We start from the raw sequence: 20,502 nt of genomic DNA on the forward strand, positions 1-20,502 counted from the left end.
GATCTATTTTGGTCGTACAAATGTAAAAGGTTTTTTTTGCTGAATAACTTCATTTAAAGAAGAAATGAGTATTTGTATCAAAATACTATTCTACGTTCTTCGGATTCAGTTTTAATATACCAATTACAATCAGATATTGTGCCACAAGATAAGTGAGCATGATAAAAAAGGAACTTTTTTCTATTGGGTTGTAAAATTTGTTAATTGCCAAAATGCTGTCAGAAATAACAAAAACAACCGCACCAGAAAAAACTAGTTTGTTGCCTGGTTCATTCCAATTTAAAAGTCCATTGTAAGCAAACAAAAGCATAATCGAAATTACACTGGCATAAACTATTACAGGTATTTTTAGATCGCCCAAAGAAGGCAATAATACAGATAACATTCCAATTAAATAACAAGCAATTAGTATGGTGCCGATTCCTATCGCGATGCTGTTCTTTTTTAAATTTCTTTTAGTCTGACGATTAAAAAGAATACAATAAACAATGTGAGAAATTAAAAAAGAAACTAATCCGAGAATAAAATAAATTTCGGATATATCTGAAAAAAGCAATATTACATCACCAATCCACGAGAAAATTAAGGCAGTTAAAAGAATGTTTTTAGTTGGAAAATTTTTATAAAAATAAACCCCAAAAATTAAAATCGGTATCAATATCGGCTTTAAAAAAAAGTTTAAATTTTCATATCCTAAAAATAGAATAAGCAGATAAACAGTGCTAAATGCAATATAGATTTTAAATAAAGTAGAATTTTTCATTTTGTGGTTAATGTATTTAGGGGTTGGTTTTGGATCGTTTTAAAATCAATTGTTATAAAGTATATCGATATTAAAAAGGATAAACTTAGGTAACCTAGAATGATATAATTACTTAGATAAAAAACTTGATTTAAACCAAACCAATCACCATAATAAGTAATAATTGCTACTGCGACGGCTAAGCGTAAACCTTCCCAAAAAACAGCGTACTTACTTTTGTCCATTAATTCACTGTAACTGTAAATAGTTATTAAAATGAAAAAACCATAGATAAAAATGTTTGGAAGTCCAATTTTAGCAATATTATCAAACAAATAACTCACAAACAAAAGTGTTACTAAAAGTTGTGCAACTGACCAGTAAATTAGTTTTTGAGAGTTTTGTGTACCGTATTTCTCAAAATCAAAAACATTTTCGATTTTATTTACAGGATATTTTTCCTCAAAATTCTCTGGACGCCATCCAGTTGGTTTGAACCAAATGGTAAGTTTGTCTTTCCAATTTTCTGCGCGCCATGCATCCTTAATTAGTAACGTTAGATGCTGAAAGTTTATTTTTATTGGATTCCACGTGTTAGCAGGTCTTGTGATTCCAAAAACTGGCGGTACATCATCTAATTCAGCTTGAAAAGTGCCAAAAAGCTTATCCCAAAAAATAAATATCTGCGAATGGTTTTTATCTAAATATTCTGGGTTTATGGCATGATGTACTCTATGATGCGATGGTGTAACGAGAATATGTTCAATAATTCCCATTTTTTTGATGTGTTTAGTATGGTACCAAAACTGCAGGAATAAATGAAGCGGAAGTGTAATAGCAATTACTGAAGCGGGAACTCCTAACAATGCGGCAGGAATTAATAAAAATGTAAACAAGTTAGCTAAACTTGCAATAGGCTGGCGCAATGCACAGGCAAGATTAAACTCTTCGCTGCTGTGATGAATAGCGTGTTTGTTCCAGAAAAGATTAATTTGATGTGCCCAGCGATGGCTCCAATAACCATAAAAGTCGATAACAAAAAAGGCTATGATATAAGAGAGAACAGTAGCTTCTTGATGAAAAAGAGCAATTTTAGAAACCATCCATTCATAAGAAATAAAAGTCAGGCTCAGCCCTAAAACATCTTTTACAGAATTAGTTATACCAGAACTAATACTAGACACGCTGTCTATCAAAGGTGCAGTATCGTTCTTTTTGTAAATGCCGTATATTTTTTCAATTACTATTAAAGCTAAAAAAACAGGCATCGCAATAATCAATATTTTTCCGTATTCTTCCATAAAAAAACATTCTATTTTATTTCAAATATAAAATAAAATAGAATGTTTTTTAAATTATTTGCAATTAAACAATTTCAGCGCTCAATCCAGCTTCTAAAAGTTGTGTGCATTGCGGTTTTAATTTGTCAATTGGCCCTGTTTTTACGGTGCATTTTCCGTTATAATGTACAATTAGAGAACATTGTTCGGCCTGCTCTGCCGTGTGACTGCAAACTCGCATTAAAGTATCAATTACATGATCAAAAGTGTTTACATCGTCATTGTAGACAATAATTTCGTTATTGAAATTAACTGCTTCCTTTTCACGGACTCTTTCTCTTACTTTTTCTTTAGTACTCATTGTTTTTAGGTTTTTGTACTGTTGCAATTACTAATTTACGTATTTTAATGAAACCCAGTTGTTTCTTTGAAATTTTTTAACATATGTCAGCCCTTTTTCAGTGCATGAAACATCGATAAACGGAACATCTTCTTCATAAAAGCCGCTGAACAAAATAATGCCTTTAGGGTTTAAACTATCTACATAAGCCTGCATGTCGTTTAAAAGAATATTTCTGTTGATGTTAGCGATAATCAAATCATATTTTTTGCCTGCTAATAAAGCCGCATCACCTTCGTAAACACTAATATGTTTACAATTGTTGCGTTCAGCATTTTCGATTGAATTCAAATAACACCAATTGTCAATGTCAATAGCATCAATAGGTTCAGCACCTTTCATTTCAGCAAGAATCGCTAAAATTGCAGTTCCGCAGCCCATGTCAAGAGTTTTTAAGCCTTTTACATCCATTTCAAGTAAATGCTGGATCATCATGTGCGTCGTTTCATGATGACCTGTACCAAAACTCATTTTTGGCTCAATCACAATATCAAATTCGGCATCAGTTTTTTCGTGAAAAGGAGCGCGAACATGGCATTTTCCGTCAACATCTATCGCTTCAAAATTCTTTTCCCATTCTTCATTCCAATTTACCTGATCGATTTCTTCAATTGTATATTCAATTTTAAACTCTTCAGATTGTAAAATATAAATATCATCTAGAATATTCTCATTCCATAAATCTTTCTTCACAAAAGCCGAAATTCCGTTGTCCGTTTCTGTAAAACTTTCAAATGCTTTTTCACCTAATTCAGCTACTAAAATTTCTGATCCAAGCTCTTTTGGTTCAATCGTAAAATGATACCCTAAATATATATTTGACATAAATAAATTTTTTGCAAAGGTAAGAATACAAAGCAGAATTTGTTCATAAATAAATCATATTCTTTGAATTATTAATGTTAATTTTGAGTTTTATTATGTAAGTTTTTTAGTACCATGAAAAATATTGTTTTTATCTTACTTTTTGTTGTTTTATGCTCTGGCAGCTGCAAAAAAGAGCACGAAGTAATTCGTTCATTTTGTTATTGGAAAACAGATCTATTTTTTTGGGAAGAGGATGATTCTCTAATTAAAAAATTAGATGTAAAACATATGTACGTTCGTTTTTTTGATGTCGATTACAATCCATATTCAAAAGAACCTCTGCCAGTGGCAACAATTGGTGATATCGTACTTCAAAAAAGCAATCCCGAAATTACGCCAAGTATTTTTATTACCAATGAAGTTGTTCTGAAATCAGATAAAAAGCAGCTGGATAGTTTAGCGGTTAGAATTGCAAAAAGAGTAGAACAGATTGGTAAAAGAATGAATGACAGAAAAGCAGAAAATATTGCTTCAAGCATTGTTTATCCAAAAGATTATTACAAACAAGAAAATTTCAAACGGTTAAATTATGATTCGGTAAAATCTATTGAAGCGGCGAAACTAAAAGTTGATTTTAAAGAAATTTTGATTGATTGTGATTGGACTGAAAAATCGCAGAAAAACTATTTCTATTTGTTAAAACAGATTAAAAACCAGTTTCCGTCAGCAAAAATAGCGTCAACCATAAGGCTTTGGCAGTACAAATATGCATCAAAAGCTGGAATTCCGCCAGTAGACAAAGGTTTATTGATGTGTTATAATATGACAAAACCAGATGATCAGCAGACTAAAAATTCGATTGGAACAAGCGAAGAATTAGCACAATACATTACGCACAGCGAATATAAACTCAAATTAGATATTGCACTTCCATTATACAGCTGGGCTGTGGCATTTAGAGGAAATCAGTTTAAAGGAATTTTATCAGATTACGATCAATTAATAAAAGATACAATCAAATTAAAGAAAGTATCAGATACTAAATATATTTTGCAAGATGATGTGTTAGCGGGGCAGACTTATTTGCGAAATGGCGATGAAATAAGAATTGAAAAAATTTCAGATAACGAACTTGAAAAAATGATTTCAATAGTAAAAAATAAAATACAGATTGACAGTCAAATCAAAGTGACTTTTTTCTCATTTGATAAAAAATACATAAACGATTATGGAACCCAAAATATATCTAAATATTATGAGAGTTTTTAGCAGTTTACTTTTCGTTTTAAGTTTTCAGGTTTCTTTTGCCTGCGGTTGGAGCATATCGCCGGAAACTAGTCGTTTAGCTTTGTTTAAAGCACAGCGCGAAGGGTTTTTTAAGCTTACGCCGTTTTATTATTCAGCAGATAATTATTATTCTGTGAATACAATTTCGGATGCTGATAAGCAATTAAATTGTTTCGAGTGGAAGAAAAAGTTAGGAAATCAAATTACTACTGATGATGTCTATTCTATTTTATATGAAACAGATTCAGAACAGTTTGAAACTGCCTATGAAAATAAAACACTCGATAAAGTATTTGCAAAAAATACCTTTATAAAAACTTTATTGTTACCAAAAAACAAAGCTTTTTTGAGTTATATACTATTTGCTAAAAAACTGGAATATAATAGTAATACTGATGTAAAATGGGAATCCTGGGGAAAGATTGGTTATGAGAATCAGAATCATCAGCTTGCAGATTTAGATAATTTTGAAAAGAGAATTAAAACAGCAAAAGATGTTTTTTTAAAACAACGTTATGCCTTTTTAATTTTAAGATATAGTTTTTATAGTCAGGATAAAAATGAAGTAATTAAACTATATGATACTTATTTCGCTGCTAATAAGAATACGATTTTAGAGCCCTGGGCTTTGTATTATAAAGCTTTATGTATTGATGATTTGGTTTTGCAGAATTATTTATTGAGTAAAGTTTTTAATAGCTGCGAGGAAAAATCATTTGCAGTTTTACAGCATTATAACAGGAAACTTACTGCCGAAACTTTGGCTTTGGCACAAAATGATGAAGAACGAAGTGTTATTCTTGCTATCGAAAGTCTTAGAAATCCAGCTCCTGATTTAAAATCGATTAAAGAAATGTATGAGCTGAGTCCAAACAGCTTGTTTTTGAGTTTTTTAATTGGAAGAGAAGTTAACAAACTCGAAGATTGGATTTTTACACCGCAATATACTAACAATGGAACTCCGTCTGTAACTTTTAGTAATACAAATTGGTATGAAGATTACGCTAAAGCAAAAGCAGAGAATTTTAATAAAGATATTTTATACTTGCGAGAATTAGAATATTTCTTGATTTCGATTCGTGAACAAACTTCAGGAGAACAAAAAGATTATATTACAGCTGCGATTGCTCAGCTTTGTTTTATTGACGATCAAATCGATGAAGGGAAAAAGTACACCAATATGATTTCTGACAAGGCCAATGCTTCGATACAAATGCAGAAAAATATTCAGCTGGCTTTAGTTTCGTTAAAACAAGATGATTTGAATAATGTAAAGATTCAAAATCAGCTTTATAATTATTTCAATTCAGTCGAAAATCTAGTAGAAACCGATCGCGGATTGTTTAAAAATTTATACAGTTTGTATAGAATTGCCAGCGATGAATTTCATAAAAAAGGAGATACGGCTGCGGCAGGTTTATTATCGATGAAAGCCGATATTAAAAACGAAGGTGAATACGCATCTTATAACAATCCGTATTTTTATAGTTATATTGGTTATTTTGACCGAAAAGCAACTATTGAAGATGTTGATCGTTTAATGGTGCTGCAGCAAAAGACAGATAAAACACCTTTTGAAAAATATATTTGTTCAGGAACAATCGCTCCAAATATTAATTATTATAAAGATTTAAAAGGAACAATCGCTTTTAGAAATAATAATCTTGAATTGGCTTATGAAACGTTTTCAAGTATGCCTAAGGATTTTTGGGAAAAGAACTATGAGTATAAAAACTATTTAAACGAAAATCCATTCTTGCCTAAAATTCTTCAAAGTGATAAAGAACGCAAATTTGATTATAGTTTCAATAAAACCGATTTTATTTCCAAATTAATTAAGCTAAAAAAACAAAATACAGCGAGCAGTAATCTGCAATTGGCACACGCTTATTTTAACGTATCATATTTAGGGAATTCCTGGATGATGAGTGCTTATGACTGGACGTCGGGTGAATCGTATACAGATTATGTTTACGGTGATAACAGCGCAAATGAAAAGAAATACCAAAACGGAAATTATTACAACCTAAAAATGGCTAAAATCTATTATGAAAAAGCTTTAAAAATGTCTAAAAAGAGTAACGAAAAAGCAATGGCAAGCTTAATGATTTTTGAATGTAATTATTATAATCATTATGCCGATTTGATTTCTACAGAAGAAGAGGAAAGAAATCCATTTAAAGCAGGGAAGGAGCTGGTTAATTTTTATTCAATTTATAAAACTACGCCAGCATTTAAAAAGTACAATTGCCCGCTTTTGAAATCGTTTATAAATTAAATTTAGTCAAAAAGTCGAAAGTCAAAAGTCAATATATAAAAAAAAGCGTTCGCACAGCGAACGCTTTTTTTTATATAGTAGATTTCAAAATCTAAAATTAGATAGCTGTTACAATAGCTAAGAAATCATCTGCTTTTAAAGCAGCACCTCCAATTAAACCACCGTCTACATCTGGTTTAGAGAAGATTTCTTTTGCGTTGTCTGGTTTTACAGAACCACCGTATAAAATAGAAACTTCGTCAGCGATTTCAGCTCCAAAAGCTTTACGGATAGTTTCTCTGATAAATTCGTGCATTTCTTGAGCTTGTTCCGGCGAAGCAGTTTCTCCAGTTCCAATAGCCCAAACCGGCTCATAAGCTAAAACAACTTTTGACCAAGATTCTTTTGCAATATGGAATAATCCGTCACGCAGTTGATTTTCAACAATGTTAAAATGATTTCCAGTTTGACGATCTTTTAACTCTTCTCCAAAACAGAAAATTACTGTCATGTCGTGTTTTAGTGCTGTGTCAACTTTATTTGCAATTAAAGCGTCAGTTTCGTGAAAAATAGCTCTACGCTCAGAGTGACCTAGAATTACAGTATTAACTCCAACGCTTGTTAGCATATCTGCAGAAATTTCTCCTGTAAAAGCACCACCTTCAGCTTGGTGAACATTTTGAGCAGAAACGCCGATAGTTGTGTTTTTTAGTTTTGCAGCAGCTGCTTGTAAGTTTACAAATGTTGGTGCAACAATTACTTGTGCAGTTGTTTGTGCTGGTATTTTTGCAATTAATTCATTTAATAATTCTTCAGTTTGCTCTGCATTTTTATGCATTTTCCAGTTTCCTGCAACAATTTTTTTTCTCATTGTGGTAGTTTTTATTTTTTTGTTTTATTGAAGTAAAGTCAAAAAATGAAATTGATTTTTGACATTGATGTTTTTATTGAAAATTATTTTAAACCTTTTAAAGTTTCATTGATTTTATCAAAATCAGTTTCGATAGCACGATATAATACAATTTTTCCTGTTTTGTCAACGATAATATATCTCGGAATCCAATCTAGATCGATTGCTTTTCCAAAAACACCTTTCATACCGTCATTCATCATGTAATGATCTCCTTTTATTTCGTGTTTTTCGATTCCAGCTTTCCATTTTTCGGCAGTTTTATCTGCAGAAAGGAATAAATAAGAAACATCTGGATTATTAGCCTGCAGCTCTTTTACTTTTGGCATTGCTTTTACACAATCACCGCACCATGAAGCCCAAACTTCGATAACTAAAGTTTTTCCTTTATATTTTTTTAAAATGCTTTTAAAAGCAGCTTGACCTCCATCCGTAGTTAATAATTTTTCAGACAAAGCTTCTTTAGAAAAACTTGTTTTTTGTGCTTGCGAGCAAGAGAACGTAATAAATGCAATAACGACAAGAGCTAATTGTTTCATATAAGATTTATATTTTTTAATGTAATTGACATATCGTTCTTCAAACTTTGAATTCCGATAATTTCATAAATTAATGTTTCCGAACAAAGTTAAACAAACAATTTGAAAGCCAAATGCAGATTAACAAATTTTGAATACTCGCTTGTTTTGTAACAAAACGATAATTTTAGGTTAAAAAAATGCGAATGAAATCGTAATAGTTGGCTCTATAATTCACTATTTTTTTGAAAAGCCTTTCCAAAAGAGTACTGAATTGTAAAAACTTTATTTTATAGAATAATTTTTGAAGCAAAAAAACGTCAGATTTCAATGAAAAAGCCTTCAATAAAAATGAATTATTGAAGGCTTTGAGACTGTTTTTTTAGCGGTTAATTATAATTTCCATTTGCCCATTTTTTACTTGGAGCAATCCAGTTATCTGAAGCTTTGTATAAAAAACCATGCTTTAAATTGGTATTTAGTTCGATTTCCTTAAAATGATTTATTTTGAGTTTAGAAGTTTCTTTTCGTTTAATTGCCGAAACTCCATAAACATCTGATTTTTCATAAATCGTTAAAATGTTTCCACAGAAATTAATATCTGGAATTTCGTCTATATCTGAATCTCTAAAACATCCAATAAAAACAAAATTTACATCAGGATTTGCTAAATAAGTCGAAACGTATTGTGCAATATATCCGCCTTTTGAAGTTCCGATAACTGTTATTTTATTTGGAGAAATTCCTTTTTTTAGTAAGCCTTTGATTTGTTTTACAACTTTTTTTGCATATTGGGCAGCATTGGTGTTTTTGCTTCTAATTTCACTATACACTATAAAGTTGTCTTTTCTAAATGATGCTAAAATTTCATTGTATTCTGCTTTTCCATATTCGGGATGGGCGACACTTAAATCATTTTGTTCAACATAAGCATTATGTAAAAAGAAAATATAACGTTGTTCTTTTTTTGCTGTCTCAGTTTGGCTGAAACTTGTAAGGCTAAAAAGAAGAGCTAATAAAAAAGTAAACAATAACTTTTGGAATGGTTTCATAGATTGGTTTGTTTTTTTTGAAAAGTTTTAAAACAAATATAAAAAACAAAACAGCTTATTTATTACTTTTCTTACGTACTGGTTTAATAAAAAAAAACGCCAATTGACTTAATAGAAAATTGGCGTTTTAAAATTTTATTTTAATTGAAAGTATTACAATTTCAAATCGTCAACATCATTATAATGTGCTTTTTGAATAATTGTTCCGTTTTGTAAAACTACAATACTTGGATTAGCTCTTTCAACAGTTTTTAAAGTGGTTGCGTCACAGAAATAGAAATCAACATCTAAGTTGTATTGTTTTTTAGCTTTTGCAATTTCATCAGCTCCAGAGGCTGTCATGGCAATTACTTTGTAACCTTTTGCTTTAGCATCTGCAGTAACTTTAGCTAATTTTTTCATTCCAGACGGTTCAGATAAAGTCAAATCATAAGTTACAAAAATTACTAATTTAGGTTCTTTTAAGAATTCATCTTTATAATCAGAATCGTCTTTTGTCATTGTAAAATCGTGAATTGGCGGTACATAACCTTCAGAAATTACTTTGTCTTTACGGTCAACAAACGTTGCTCCTTCTGGAATATTCATTAAATCTTTCTCTGTAAATTCTTTGTCAACTCCATTTACTTTGTAAATAAAAATCATCTCAACTACAGATTTTGGAGCTCCTTCTGGAATTTCCATTCCTTTTTCGATGTTAGTTCCCACTTTGTACGGACGGAAATCTTTTATAGGATTGTGGTTTAAAACCCAAACAGCCATTAACGAACATAAAAGAACACTTGCATAAACGGCAAAATTGGTTTTTGGAGTTGCAAATAATGGTTTTATTAATTTTTGATTGATGAATAAAATCAAAATAAAGAACAATAAAACTACATCTTTTGTAAAGGATTGCCAAGGCGTTAAATGCAAAGCATCACCAAAGCAGCCGCAATCTTTTACTACATCAAAATAGGCAGAGTAGAAGGTAAGGAATGTAAAGAACACAATTAGAAGCAGTAATGCCCAAATCGTCAATGTTGCTCTATAACCAACTAATAACATTACACCTAAAACTACTTCTAAAATCACTAGAAAAATAGCTAAACCTAAAGCAAAAGGCTCTAAGAATGGCATGTTGAAAACAGGTTCGCTAAAATATTCTGCCAGTTTATAAGAGAAACCAACTGGGTCATTTAGTTTTATTAATCCTGAAATGATAAATAATACACCTACAAATATGCGGGAGAACTGAGTAATAATGTTTTTCATGGCAAATATTTAAAATTTAAATTTCAATAAGAAAATCCCAAATTCCAATTCTTTATTTGGATTTTGGTTCCGATAGCTATCGGGATAAAAATTGGAAATTTATTTGTTTATTGGATTTAAGATTAAAGCAAAAACAGCGTAATTAATCATATCCTGATAATTAGCATCAATGCCTTCAGAAACTAAAGTTGCACCTTTATTATCTTCAATTTGTTTTACGCGAAGCAGTTTTTGAAGAATCAAATCAGTTAAAGAGCTCACACGCATATCACGCCATGCTTCTCCGTAATCATGATTTTTGGCTTCCATTAGATCTTTAGTAAGTTTTACTTTAGCATCATATAATTCAGTTGCTTTTTCAACATCAAGATCAGGCTGGTCAACAACGCCTAGTTCTAACTGAATTAAAGCCATAATAGAATAATTGATGATTCCAATAAATTCTCCTTTTTCATCTTCATCAATTTTGCGAACATCGTTTTCTTGCAAGCTTCTGATTCTTTGCGCTTTTATGAAAATTTGATCCGTTAGCGAAGGCAATCTTAAAATTCGCCACGCACTGCCGTAATCTTTCATTTTATTGATAAACAAGGTTCGGCAAACCGTGATTACATTATCAAATTCTTGAGAAGTATTCTTCATTTATTGCTGTATATTTGCTAAAATTTTTCCAAAAATAAGGATTAAATTAAAGAGTTTCAAGTTTAGTGTTTTCTTTGTTTCAAGTTTTTTCTAAACAAAGTGTTAACGGTGATAACTTGAAACCTGAAACTTGAAACAAAACAAACAATGACGATTAACTGCAAAGGCGAACTTATAGATTTATCGATTCCTAAAGTTATGGGGATTTTGAATGTTACACCGAATTCTTTCTTTGATGGAGGAAAATATAAAGATGAAGAAGATATTATTTCGCAGGTTGGTAAAATGCTTTCGGAGGGCGCATCTTTTATAGATATTGGCGCTTATTCAAGTAAACCAAGTGCTGAATTTGTTTCAGAGCAAGAAGAAATTGACCGAATTGTTCCAGCTGTCGAATTAATTTTAAAGCATTTTCCGCAAGCATTATTATCAATTGATACTTTTAGAGCCGAAGTTGCAAAAGCAAGTATAGAAAGCGGCGCAGCAATTGTAAACGATATTGCAGCGGGAGAATTAGACAATAAAATGCTTGATGTCATAGCGAAATATAACGTTCCGTACATTATGATGCATATGCGCGGCAATCCGCAAACGATGCAGAGTTTGACGCAATACGATGATATTGTAAAAGAAATGCTTTTTTATTTTTCTGAAAAAGTGCAAAAAGCGAGAAGTTTAGGAATTAATGATTTGATTCTAGATCCAGGTTTTGGTTTTGCCAAAACAACCGATCAGAATTATGAGGTTATGCAGAAAATGGAACTTTTTAACCTTTTAGAATTACCAGTTTTAGCTGGGATTTCTAGAAAATCAATGATTTATAAAACACTTGATATTACACCGCACGAAGCTTTAAACGGAACTACGTTTCTAAATACAATTGCTTTAACAAAAGGAGCAAAAATTTTGCGGGTGCATGATGTTAAGGAGGCGGTGGAATGCGTTACTTTGTTTAATAAATTAGATTTATAATTGAAATAATCGTCTGGTTTGTCATTTCGACGAAGGAGAAATCTTCGTTGCTAGATCGACAAAGATTGATGAATTTCTCTGAGGAAATACTACTGTGATTTCTCCTTCGTCGAAATGACATACTTTGAGTTTAAAAACAAACAAATATGAAATACGTTACTATAATTATTGCTTTCCTTCTTTTCTCTTGTGGAAAAAAAGAAGACGTTTTACTTCCAAAATCAAATGTTTCAATTGTAAAAGATGTACAAGATCATTCGCCAATTTATATCTTTTTTAAAACTGAAGGAAAAGATACGATCGCCGATCTAAATAGAAAAAGTGCTATTATTTCGACCAATTGGATTTTTAATATCGATAAGCGTTTGCCTTTGAAAAAGGTAATTCCGCAGGTTATGAAAATGCAGGAAAAGAAAAGAGCGGACAGCGCCCACAAAAACGAAAATGCTGAAAACTATTATTCTTACGCAGATTCAATCGGAAAGAATCTAGCTTTTTTGCCTTTCACGAAAGTGTTTTATAAAATGGAAATTGCGAATAATAGAAGTCAGTTGTATTTTAAAAAGAACGGAATGATACAATACAGTGGAAGAAAAACGTATGATTTTCCTAAAAGTAATTTAAAGCCATTTTTGGATAGTTTGGTTATAAATCCAAAAGCTCAAATTACATTTTCATATGATAAAAACATGAGTTATGGAGATTACATTCAATCTAAAATTCTTGTAAAAACAATTATTGATAAAAAGATTCCGTTTGTTTTTATAAACGAAGATGAAGAGTTTGTTTTCTAGAAACTGCGATTAAACGATTAAACGAATCAACGTTCAACCTTTATTGATGATGATAAGGTTCATTTCGTAAAATCGTAAATCCGCGGTACAATTGCTCGATAAAAAACAACCGAACCATTTGGTGCGAAAACGTCATTAGCGAAAGTGAAACCTTTCCTTGTGCTTTTTTATAAACCGTTTCAGAAAAGCCGTACGGCCCTCCAATAACAAAAACTAAAGTTTTTACACCAGAATTCATTTTCTTTTGCAATTCTTCAGAAAAACCAACACTGGAGAAGTTTTTTCCGTTTTCATCCAATAAAATCAATTGATCTGTTGCCGAAAGTTTTGACAGAATCAATTCGCCTTCCTTTTCTTTCTGTTGACTTTCAGATAAGTTTTTTACGTTTTTGATATCGGGAATAATTTCCAAATCAAATTTGATGTAAAATGACAAACGTTTGGTATAATCGTCAATTAAAGTTTGAAGCGATTTGTTGTCTGTTTTGCCTATTGCGATAAGTTTGATGTTCATTGGTTAAGTTTTTTTGCCACGAATTGCACGAATTTTATTTTTTTAGCTACAGATTAAAGGACTTTCACTGATTATTTTAAAGTAAAAAAAAACCTTTTAAATTCTTTTAATCTGTGGCAAAAAAAACTATTTTTTATTCTCGTAAACTGTTTCGAAATGTTCTACAATTGGAAAAGGTTCATAATAATGATGTAAAATCTTTTTCCATTCCAAATACGCTTCAGAAGTTCTGAAACCTATTGTATGATCTTCAAGCGTATTCCAATTAACCAATAAGAGATATTTGTTTTCGACTTCGAGACATTTCTCTAATCGATGACCTAAATAACCGTTGATTGATGAAATGTATTGGCTTGCTTTTGTAAAATCAGCTTCAAATTGATTTGCTAATTCAGGCTTTACATAAAGAAATACGGCTTCTAAAATCATAATTTTAATAGTGACAAACCTAACGGGTTTTTAAAACCTGTTAGGTTTAGAATTTAGTTTTTAGAGAACTTCGCTTCAAAAGTTTTAAAACGAGAATCTAAATCTTTGATTAATTGTTTTTTTACTGATGCATCTTGAATGAAACTGTAATTGATGCTGTTGTAAACGTATTTTTTAATTGTTTCGTAATTCACATCAGGATATCTTTTGGCTAATAAAACATACTGTTCTGTCATATTAGTTCTTAAAATCCCTGCATCGTCTGTGCTGATTACGATAGGTACATTAAATTCTTTGTAAAGGGTAAATGGATGTCTGTTTTCTTTTACTTTTAATATAAACTCATTGCTGGCTAAATTGATCTCAATTGGAATATTATTTTTAGACATATATTTCAATAAATCATATGAATTTGCTTCGTAAGCAATATCAACTCCGTGACCAATTCTGTTAGCACCGGCAATATAAATCGCATCATTTATATGCCAAGTTAAATCTTCTGGCTGAACCAAACCTAAAGTCAATTCGCCTGCGTGAAGTGTATATTTTACGTCAGGAAATTTTGAATGACAATATTTAAACATCACCATGTGAAGCCAATAATCTTTCATAGAGTTTTGTCCGTGTTCTGGAGAAACTATGTTTACACCCGCAGTCAGTTTGCTTTCATTAGAGGAAATAAAAGCAATAACTAAGTTTTTAAACAAGTCTACAGGATCCATAAAACGCAGCACAAAGTTTTGATAACGCATTGTGAATTTTTCGTCATCCATTTTTAAGTCTTTATGCAGTTTTGCAATAAAATTGTTATTGAAATCTAAAGCATATTTTTTGGCATCTTTTTGCTGCAATGATTTATACAATTCATCTAAAAGTTTTAAAACTGCTTTTTCATCTTTTTGTGTTGCAGCCTGACGCAATTTTGTATTAAAATCTGCTAAATCAGTAACATTCATGTCAGACGGAATCGTTGATAATTGAGTTTCGATATAACTTACATTTTCTGAAATAGCACGCTTTTTTAATTCAAGCATTCCTTCTGCAAAATGACCCGCGATAGTTGGTTCGAATTTCATAAAAGAATCAAAAAACTGATCGTCAGATGGCACAGAACCATTATAATCCTTGATAGACCAAGTCTGCATAATTTGCTGTTCGTAATAATCTAGTTTTCCTTTTTCTTTAAGAGAGGAGAAGCTTTCCCAGTTTCCATTAGCAGGTTTTGTTTTAGAAACTGCCATAGTTTCTACATCCAAATAAAAGTTTTCAGCAATTGCTCTTTCTAAAAGAGGTTCTGCATAAATTGATCCTGAAAAATGATGGTGTAAATCGCCTCCTTTAGGCATTTGTTGAAAGAAAGCTGTTAAGAGAGCTTCATTATTTCTGATTTTTTCTAAATAACTCTCAGCTGTTTGAGAAAAGCCGATTTGTGCTATAAAAATACAGAAAAGCGTAATTATCCTTGTCATACTCTAAGTTTAAATTACGCGCAAATATACGAGTTTTCGCGGAAATTTGAAAATTTTGTTTTTAAGGGACAAAGGCTCAAAGGTTCAAAGGGACAAAGTTTTTAAAGAAATGATCAAATAAAAAAAGACGCACTGTTGTGCGTCTCTATACAAAAACCTCTGAACCTTTGAACCTTTGTAACTCAAGAAAAAAGTACATCACGAATTTCCTCAACCTTATCAAAAACACTTTTTGCAAAAGGACAAAGCGGAATAATTTTTAAATTATTAGTTCTGGCATATTCTACGGCAGCCATAACTAGTTTTTTACCAACACCTTTTCCGTTAAAATCTGGGTTTACTTCGGTATGATCGATAATAAATTTTGAGTCTCCCGCCCAAGTATAAGTCATTTTTCCAGCTTCTTTTCCGTCTTCTACAGCTTCAAAGTAACCTCTTCTTGTATCGTTTATTTGTTGAATTTCCATGATAATTATATTAAGGTCGTTTTAATTTCTATTGAGTTTGTTAATGTTTTGTGTATTGGACAGCTGTTTGCAATTGTCTCTAATCGTTGTCGTTGTTTTTCGTCTACTTCGCCGGTAACTTCAATTTTTCTTGTAAATAGAGAAATGTTTTGATGATTATCTCTTTCAAAATCTACTTTTACGTTAATTTCAGAAACATCCCATTGTTTGCGATTAATGTACATTCGCAGTGTAATCAAAGTGCAAGACGCTAATGCAGATGCTAAAAGTTCTGACGGACTAAAACCAAGATTTTTTCCTCCAACTTCTTGAGGTTCATCGGCGATTACAATATTTCCGCTGGATGATGTTATTTCGGTGCGATACAAACGAGTATCTATTTGTGCTGATATTGTTTTCATAATTTATCTGATTCTTGGTTCAGGTAACGGAACGAATTCAGTTTCGCCTGGAACTTTTGGAAAAGTCTGTGCTGTCCAGTCTTGTTTGGCTTTTTCGATGAGGTTTTTATCTGATGAAACGAAGTTCCAAAAGATAAAATGTTCTTCAGGAAATGGTTGACCTCCAAAGATATATACAGTTGAATTTTTAGCAATTTCAAACTCACAAAGTGTACTGTCGTTTGTAATTAAAATTTGTTTTGGATCATAAGTATGTTCTCCGCTTTTTATGCTTCCTTCCAAAATATACAAACCGCTTTCGCCAAATAAATGACTTCCAATATTGATTTTTTTAGCTTCAGTACTTTTGATCTCAATAAAATAAAGCGGACTATAAACTGGAACCGGTGATTTTTTACCAAATGCTTCGCCGGCAATCAACTTGTATGAAACGCCGTCTTCTTCCCAAGCTGGAATATCATCTGCTTCAACATGGGTGAAATTCGGATCCATTTGTTCCAATTCTTTTGGAAGCGCTACCCAAATCTGCAATCCGTGAAGCATTTTGTCTGAATGCCTTAAATATTCTGGTGTTCTTTCAGAGTGAACAATTCCCTTTCCAGCTGTCATCCAGTTTACGGCACCGGGTTTTATTTCTAATTCAGTTCCTAAACTGTCACGGTGCATAATGCTTCCTTCAAACAAGAATGTCAAAGTCGAAAGTCCGATATGCGGATGCGGCGGAACATCCATATTTTCATGATCACTTAAATGTGCAGGTCCCATATGATCGATAAATACAAATGGACCAACAGCTCTTTTTTCACGGAAAGGCAGTAAACGACCTACCATGAAGTTGCCAATATTGGCAGCACGTTCTTCGATAATTAAACTGATATTTGACATGTGGTATTTTTTATTTGATTTGAAAACAAAATTAAAGCAACGGCGCTTGTCTGTAACTTAATTTAGATTAAGAAAAGTTTGTTTTGAATTTTTAGAATTATAAAAGTAAGGAAAATGTAGAATAATTCAAATGCTTCTTTTTATGCAGTTCTGTTTGTCATTCCTCGTTCCTCGGAATGACAAAGATGTGAGAATACGTTATATTTAATCTATTAAATCAAAACTCAAAACTTCACTCTCTGTTCCATTAATAATAATTGACAATTGATGTGTTCCCGTATGAAAAACTCTTGTTGTAATTAATTTGAAAGATTGATTTCTTTCAATTTTGGTTAATTGATTCGGAGGGTAAACTTTCTCACTTATTTTGAAAACTTTTTTAGCTAAATGTCCTTTTGCTTTTTTGTAATGAACGGCATATTCTAAACGAATGGTTTTGGGTTCTTCATTTTTATTATTTAAATGAAAGTGAAACTGCAGATAATCTCCAATTTTTACAACAGGTGTTTTAACTTCAAATGATGAAAGTTCAATATTTGTACTTTCTAAACCATAATGACTTAAAATTTCAGGATGTCCTTGTTTTAATAAAGTTCGGCAGCCATGTTTGATGATTCCGTCGGTTTCTATGTTTTGACCTTTCCATTTAGAAGCGATTTCTAATACAATTTGCGGATTATCTTTTGCAATATCATTTAAGTTATTAGCTACGCTTCTTCTGACATATTCGGAAGGATCGTTTTTTAGGTTTTCTAAAATAGGCAGGATAGAAGAAGGATCGTTTTTCAAGAACGGAATTGCCATTGCCCACGGTAATCTTGGGCGTGAACCTTCGCTGGCTAAACGGCGTACATGATGATTTTCGTGCAGAGACCATTTTGTCATTTCGACAATCATCTGTTCTTTATACTTTAAAATAAAAGGACGAACAGCAAATTCACAGCTTATAAATTGTGTTATAGAAACAAAGGCTTTCGCCGAAGTTTTAAAATCATCTAAACCGTACATTTCGATATAATCGGCAAAGAAGATAAAAGCCAGATTGCTGTCTGTGAAATTATTTTTCTTTAAATTTTCGATGATTTTATCAATTAGAGAAACAGCTTCTGATAAATTTTGCGGCATAAATTGATGAAATACAACTGTTGTGTGTTTCATTCTTTCTTTCCATTCTTTTTGAGCAAAATCACCTTCATAAATTGCTTTAATAAATTTTTGTTTGTTGAATGCTGGATGTACTTCGGCAACAGCCTGACCAAATTTTTCGTAGAAAGAAACGGAGTAAATATCTTTAATTAATCCCATAAATTTTGTTTGCTTGAACCTCAAAGATATTTAATGTTTTTAATTGTGGATGCGGATTTTAGTTGAAAAAAATATAAACTTTAAATATTCCCACTAAAGATTTATGTGGCAGATTAAAAAGAGTAGCGCAGATTTTTTGAAATCATTTTAATTTTAATAATCTGCGGCTGATAAAAAAAAGTTAATAAGAAACTTTTCGTACAATGGAAACTTTTAATTCCATAAAATAAGTCATAATTTAGCCTATTATAAAAAATAGAAAAATGATAAGTGAAGCTCAATTTCAATCAGAATTAGAACTTTTGATTCGTAATGCCATTAGAGAAGATGTTGGAACAGGCGATTATAGTTCTCTTGCTTGTATTCCTGACACTGCTCATGGTCAAGCAAGATTATTGGTAAAAGATCAGGGAATTATTGCTGGTGTTGCGCTTGCGAAAATGATATTTGATTATGTTGATCCGAAATTAAAGGTAAAAACATTTATTGAAGATGGAACACATGTAGAATATGGTGAGATTGTTTTTGAAGTTTCTGGAAGTTCTCAATCTATTTTGAAGGCCGAAAGAGTAGTTTTAAATACTATGCAGAGAATGTCTGCAATTGCAACAAAAACAAATCATTGTGTACAGCTTTTAGAAGGAACGGGAGCTAAAATATTAGATACTCGCAAAACGACTCCAAATTTTAGAGCTGCAGAAAAATGGGCGGTGAAAATTGGAGGCGGAGAAAACCATCGATACGCTTTATATGATATGGTGATGTTAAAAGATAATCATATTGATTTTGCCGGCGGTATTACGCTTGCCATAAAAAAAACGAAAGAGTATTTGAAAGAGAATAATTTGGATTTAAAAATTATTGTTGAAGCCAGAAATCTTGATGAAATTCGCGAAATTCTTTTGAGCGATGGTGTTCACAGAATTTTAATTGATAATTTTAATTATGAAGATACTAAAACTGCCGTAGCTTTGATTGGTTCAAAATGTCAGACAGAATCTTCTGGAAATATCAGTGAAAAAACCATTCGCGAATATGGACTTTGCGGTGTAAATTATATTTCGTCTGGAGCATTAACTCATTCCGTTTACAATATGGATTTGAGTTTAAAAGCTTTTTAATTGAGTAAAGTGTTTTTAAATTGTAACTTTTGTAATCTAAATCCAACTCCACAATCTAAAATCTAAAATAGTATGTCTCAAGAAATAGAAGATCGGATTGAAAAAGTACCTGTAATACGTTCTATAGCCCGATTTTTTAAGAAAATAAAATTGCCTTGGCTGGAAGGTTTTTCGCTATATGATTTGCTTGAAATGTATACTTTAGGAATTATTGAAGGTGCATTTTCTTATCATGCCAGTGCTGTTTCTTTCAGCTTTTTTATGGCTTTATTTCCTTTTGCATTATTTATTTTAAACTTAATTCCTTTTATTCCGATAGAAGGTTTTCAGGCCGATTTTTTACAGTTTGTGCAGCAAGGAGTTCCTCCAAATACTTACGATGCTATTAGTAAAATCATTAGTGATATTTTAAATAATAGTCATTCTGGATTGTTATCGTCGGGATTTTTGCTTTCGATTTTTTTAATGGCAAATGGTATTAACGGAATTTTAAGCGGCTTCGAGTCTTCTAAGCATGTTTTTGATAAGCGTGGTTTTTTAAAGCAATATTTGGTAGCATTAGCCATTTCGCTTGTTATGACTATTATATTGTTTGTAACAGTGGCTACGATTGTTGTTTTTGAGGTTTTTATTCAAAAAACAATTATTCAGGATGTTTTGAGTGATCGTATTCCGTTGATCATTTTAAGTAGATATTTATTTATTATGCTGATGATTTTGATAACATCTTCAATATTATTGCGTTATGGTACAAAGCAGTATAATAAAGTGCCTTTTATCAGTATAGGATCGGTTTTTACAACAATCTTAATTGTTATATCTTCGTTCTTTTTTGGGATTTGGGTTATAAAATTCTCAAAATATAACGAACTTTATGGTTCAATAGGAACATTATTAATTCTAATGTTTTACATTTGGATAAACTGTATGATTCTGCTTTTGGGTTTTGAATTGAATGCCTCAATCAGAAAATTAAAACAAAAAAAAAATAAATAG

The 20,502-nt window shown here is 31.5% G+C and carries 22 protein-coding genes; 6 read left to right on the forward strand and 16 right to left on the reverse strand.

What is annotated here, in order from left to right:
* Window positions 1-85 precede the first annotated feature (85 nt).
* The 4 genes from ACHRVL_RS08970 to prmA all read right to left on the reverse strand — a co-directional run bounded on the left by ACHRVL_RS08970 (window position 86) and on the right by prmA (window position 3,247).
* Window positions 86-763 (reverse strand): lysoplasmalogenase, encoded by a 678-nt coding sequence (locus tag ACHRVL_RS08970; protein WP_395411989.1) that lies wholly within the window; start codon window positions 761-763, stop codon window positions 86-88.
* Window positions 760-2,043 (reverse strand): sterol desaturase family protein, encoded by a 1,284-nt coding sequence (locus ACHRVL_RS08975; protein ID WP_395411990.1) that lies wholly within the window; start codon window positions 2,041-2,043, stop codon window positions 760-762. Before ACHRVL_RS08975 ends, ACHRVL_RS08970 begins: the two co-directional genes overlap by 4 nt.
* Before the next feature lie 64 nt (window positions 2,044-2,107).
* A complete protein-coding gene (locus ACHRVL_RS08980) occupies window positions 2,108-2,383 on the reverse strand; it encodes an ATP-dependent Clp protease adaptor ClpS (protein ID WP_089052270.1) in 276 nt (91 codons plus the stop codon).
* A 30-nt stretch (window positions 2,384-2,413) separates the two neighbouring features.
* Window positions 2,414-3,247, reverse strand: a complete 834-nt coding sequence (gene prmA, locus ACHRVL_RS08985; protein ID WP_395411992.1) for a 50S ribosomal protein L11 methyltransferase — start codon at window positions 3,245-3,247, stop codon at window positions 2,414-2,416.
* Window positions 3,248-3,361: 114 nt separating this feature from the next.
* On the opposite strand from prmA, the gene ACHRVL_RS08990 reads away from it, so the two are divergent.
* Window positions 3,362-4,498, forward strand: coding sequence for a hypothetical protein (locus ACHRVL_RS08990; protein WP_395411995.1), 1,137 nt, complete (start codon window positions 3,362-3,364; stop codon window positions 4,496-4,498).
* Window positions 4,458-6,794, forward strand: a complete 2,337-nt coding sequence (locus tag ACHRVL_RS08995) for a hypothetical protein (RefSeq protein WP_395411996.1) — start codon at window positions 4,458-4,460, stop codon at window positions 6,792-6,794. The genes ACHRVL_RS08990 and ACHRVL_RS08995 overlap by 41 nt, the downstream gene beginning before the upstream one ends.
* 97 nt (window positions 6,795-6,891) lie before the next feature.
* Here ACHRVL_RS08995 and tpiA read toward each other — a convergent pair whose 3' ends face one another.
* The 5 genes from tpiA to ACHRVL_RS09020 all read right to left on the reverse strand — a co-directional run bounded on the left by tpiA (window position 6,892) and on the right by ACHRVL_RS09020 (window position 11,149).
* Window positions 6,892-7,644, reverse strand: a complete 753-nt coding sequence (gene tpiA, locus ACHRVL_RS09000; protein WP_129055666.1) for a triose-phosphate isomerase — start codon at window positions 7,642-7,644, stop codon at window positions 6,892-6,894.
* An 83-nt stretch (window positions 7,645-7,727) separates the two neighbouring features.
* Window positions 7,728-8,222: a TlpA disulfide reductase family protein gene (locus tag ACHRVL_RS09005; protein ID WP_089052265.1), complete on the reverse strand. Its 495-nt coding sequence runs from the start codon at window positions 8,220-8,222 to the stop codon at window positions 7,728-7,730.
* Between the two features lie 368 nt (window positions 8,223-8,590).
* Window positions 8,591-9,253, reverse strand: coding sequence for an alpha/beta hydrolase (locus tag ACHRVL_RS09010; RefSeq protein WP_395411997.1), 663 nt, complete (start codon window positions 9,251-9,253; stop codon window positions 8,591-8,593).
* Window positions 9,254-9,406: 153 nt separating this feature from the next.
* Window positions 9,407-10,507 (reverse strand): BT_3928 family protein, encoded by a 1,101-nt coding sequence (locus tag ACHRVL_RS09015; RefSeq protein ID WP_395411999.1) that lies wholly within the window; start codon window positions 10,505-10,507, stop codon window positions 9,407-9,409.
* A 99-nt stretch (window positions 10,508-10,606) separates the two neighbouring features.
* A complete protein-coding gene (locus tag ACHRVL_RS09020; protein WP_395412000.1) occupies window positions 10,607-11,149 on the reverse strand; it encodes a DUF1599 domain-containing protein in 543 nt (180 codons plus the stop codon).
* Between the two features lie 147 nt (window positions 11,150-11,296).
* Here ACHRVL_RS09020 and folP point away from each other — a divergent pair, with 147 nt between their 5' ends.
* Window positions 11,297-12,121: a dihydropteroate synthase gene (gene folP / locus ACHRVL_RS09025; RefSeq protein ID WP_395412003.1), complete on the forward strand. Its 825-nt coding sequence runs from the start codon at window positions 11,297-11,299 to the stop codon at window positions 12,119-12,121.
* 146 nt (window positions 12,122-12,267) lie between these two features.
* Complete coding sequence (locus ACHRVL_RS09030) at window positions 12,268-12,915, forward strand: hypothetical protein (protein ID WP_395412005.1); 648 nt, start codon at window positions 12,268-12,270, stop codon at window positions 12,913-12,915.
* A 40-nt stretch (window positions 12,916-12,955) separates the two neighbouring features.
* On the opposite strand, the gene rlmH is transcribed toward ACHRVL_RS09030, so the two are convergent.
* The 7 genes from rlmH to ACHRVL_RS09065 all read right to left on the reverse strand — a co-directional run bounded on the left by rlmH (window position 12,956) and on the right by ACHRVL_RS09065 (window position 18,385).
* Window positions 12,956-13,429, reverse strand: a complete 474-nt coding sequence (gene rlmH, locus ACHRVL_RS09035) for a 23S rRNA (pseudouridine(1915)-N(3))-methyltransferase RlmH (RefSeq protein ID WP_026729408.1) — start codon at window positions 13,427-13,429, stop codon at window positions 12,956-12,958.
* A 126-nt stretch (window positions 13,430-13,555) separates the two neighbouring features.
* Complete coding sequence (locus ACHRVL_RS09040; protein WP_395412007.1) at window positions 13,556-13,858, reverse strand: antibiotic biosynthesis monooxygenase family protein; 303 nt, start codon at window positions 13,856-13,858, stop codon at window positions 13,556-13,558.
* A 53-nt stretch (window positions 13,859-13,911) separates the two neighbouring features.
* Window positions 13,912-15,327, reverse strand: a complete 1,416-nt coding sequence (locus tag ACHRVL_RS09045; RefSeq protein ID WP_395412009.1) for an adenosine deaminase — start codon at window positions 15,325-15,327, stop codon at window positions 13,912-13,914.
* Between the two features lie 182 nt (window positions 15,328-15,509).
* Window positions 15,510-15,794, reverse strand: a complete 285-nt coding sequence (locus ACHRVL_RS09050) for a GNAT family N-acetyltransferase (protein ID WP_099719669.1) — start codon at window positions 15,792-15,794, stop codon at window positions 15,510-15,512.
* 5 nt (window positions 15,795-15,799) lie between these two features.
* Window positions 15,800-16,195, reverse strand: a complete 396-nt coding sequence (locus ACHRVL_RS09055) for an OsmC family protein (RefSeq protein ID WP_395412011.1) — start codon at window positions 16,193-16,195, stop codon at window positions 15,800-15,802.
* Between the two features lie 3 nt (window positions 16,196-16,198).
* On the reverse strand, window positions 16,199-17,080 hold the full coding sequence (locus ACHRVL_RS09060) for a pirin family protein (protein ID WP_395412013.1): 882 nt from the start codon (window positions 17,078-17,080) through the stop codon (window positions 16,199-16,201).
* 204 nt (window positions 17,081-17,284) lie between these two features.
* Window positions 17,285-18,385: a DNA alkylation repair protein gene (locus tag ACHRVL_RS09065; protein WP_395412014.1), complete on the reverse strand. Its 1,101-nt coding sequence runs from the start codon at window positions 18,383-18,385 to the stop codon at window positions 17,285-17,287.
* A gap of 263 nt (window positions 18,386-18,648) precedes the next feature.
* On the opposite strand from ACHRVL_RS09065, the gene nadC reads away from it, so the two are divergent.
* Complete coding sequence (nadC, locus tag ACHRVL_RS09070) at window positions 18,649-19,506, forward strand: carboxylating nicotinate-nucleotide diphosphorylase (RefSeq protein WP_395412016.1); 858 nt, start codon at window positions 18,649-18,651, stop codon at window positions 19,504-19,506.
* Between the two features lie 72 nt (window positions 19,507-19,578).
* Window positions 19,579-20,502, forward strand: a complete 924-nt coding sequence (locus ACHRVL_RS09075; protein WP_370431668.1) for a YihY/virulence factor BrkB family protein — start codon at window positions 19,579-19,581, stop codon at window positions 20,500-20,502.

This window comes from Flavobacterium sp. FlaQc-28 (genome assembly GCF_044007415.1).
Taxonomy (GTDB): domain Bacteria; phylum Bacteroidota; class Bacteroidia; order Flavobacteriales; family Flavobacteriaceae; genus Flavobacterium.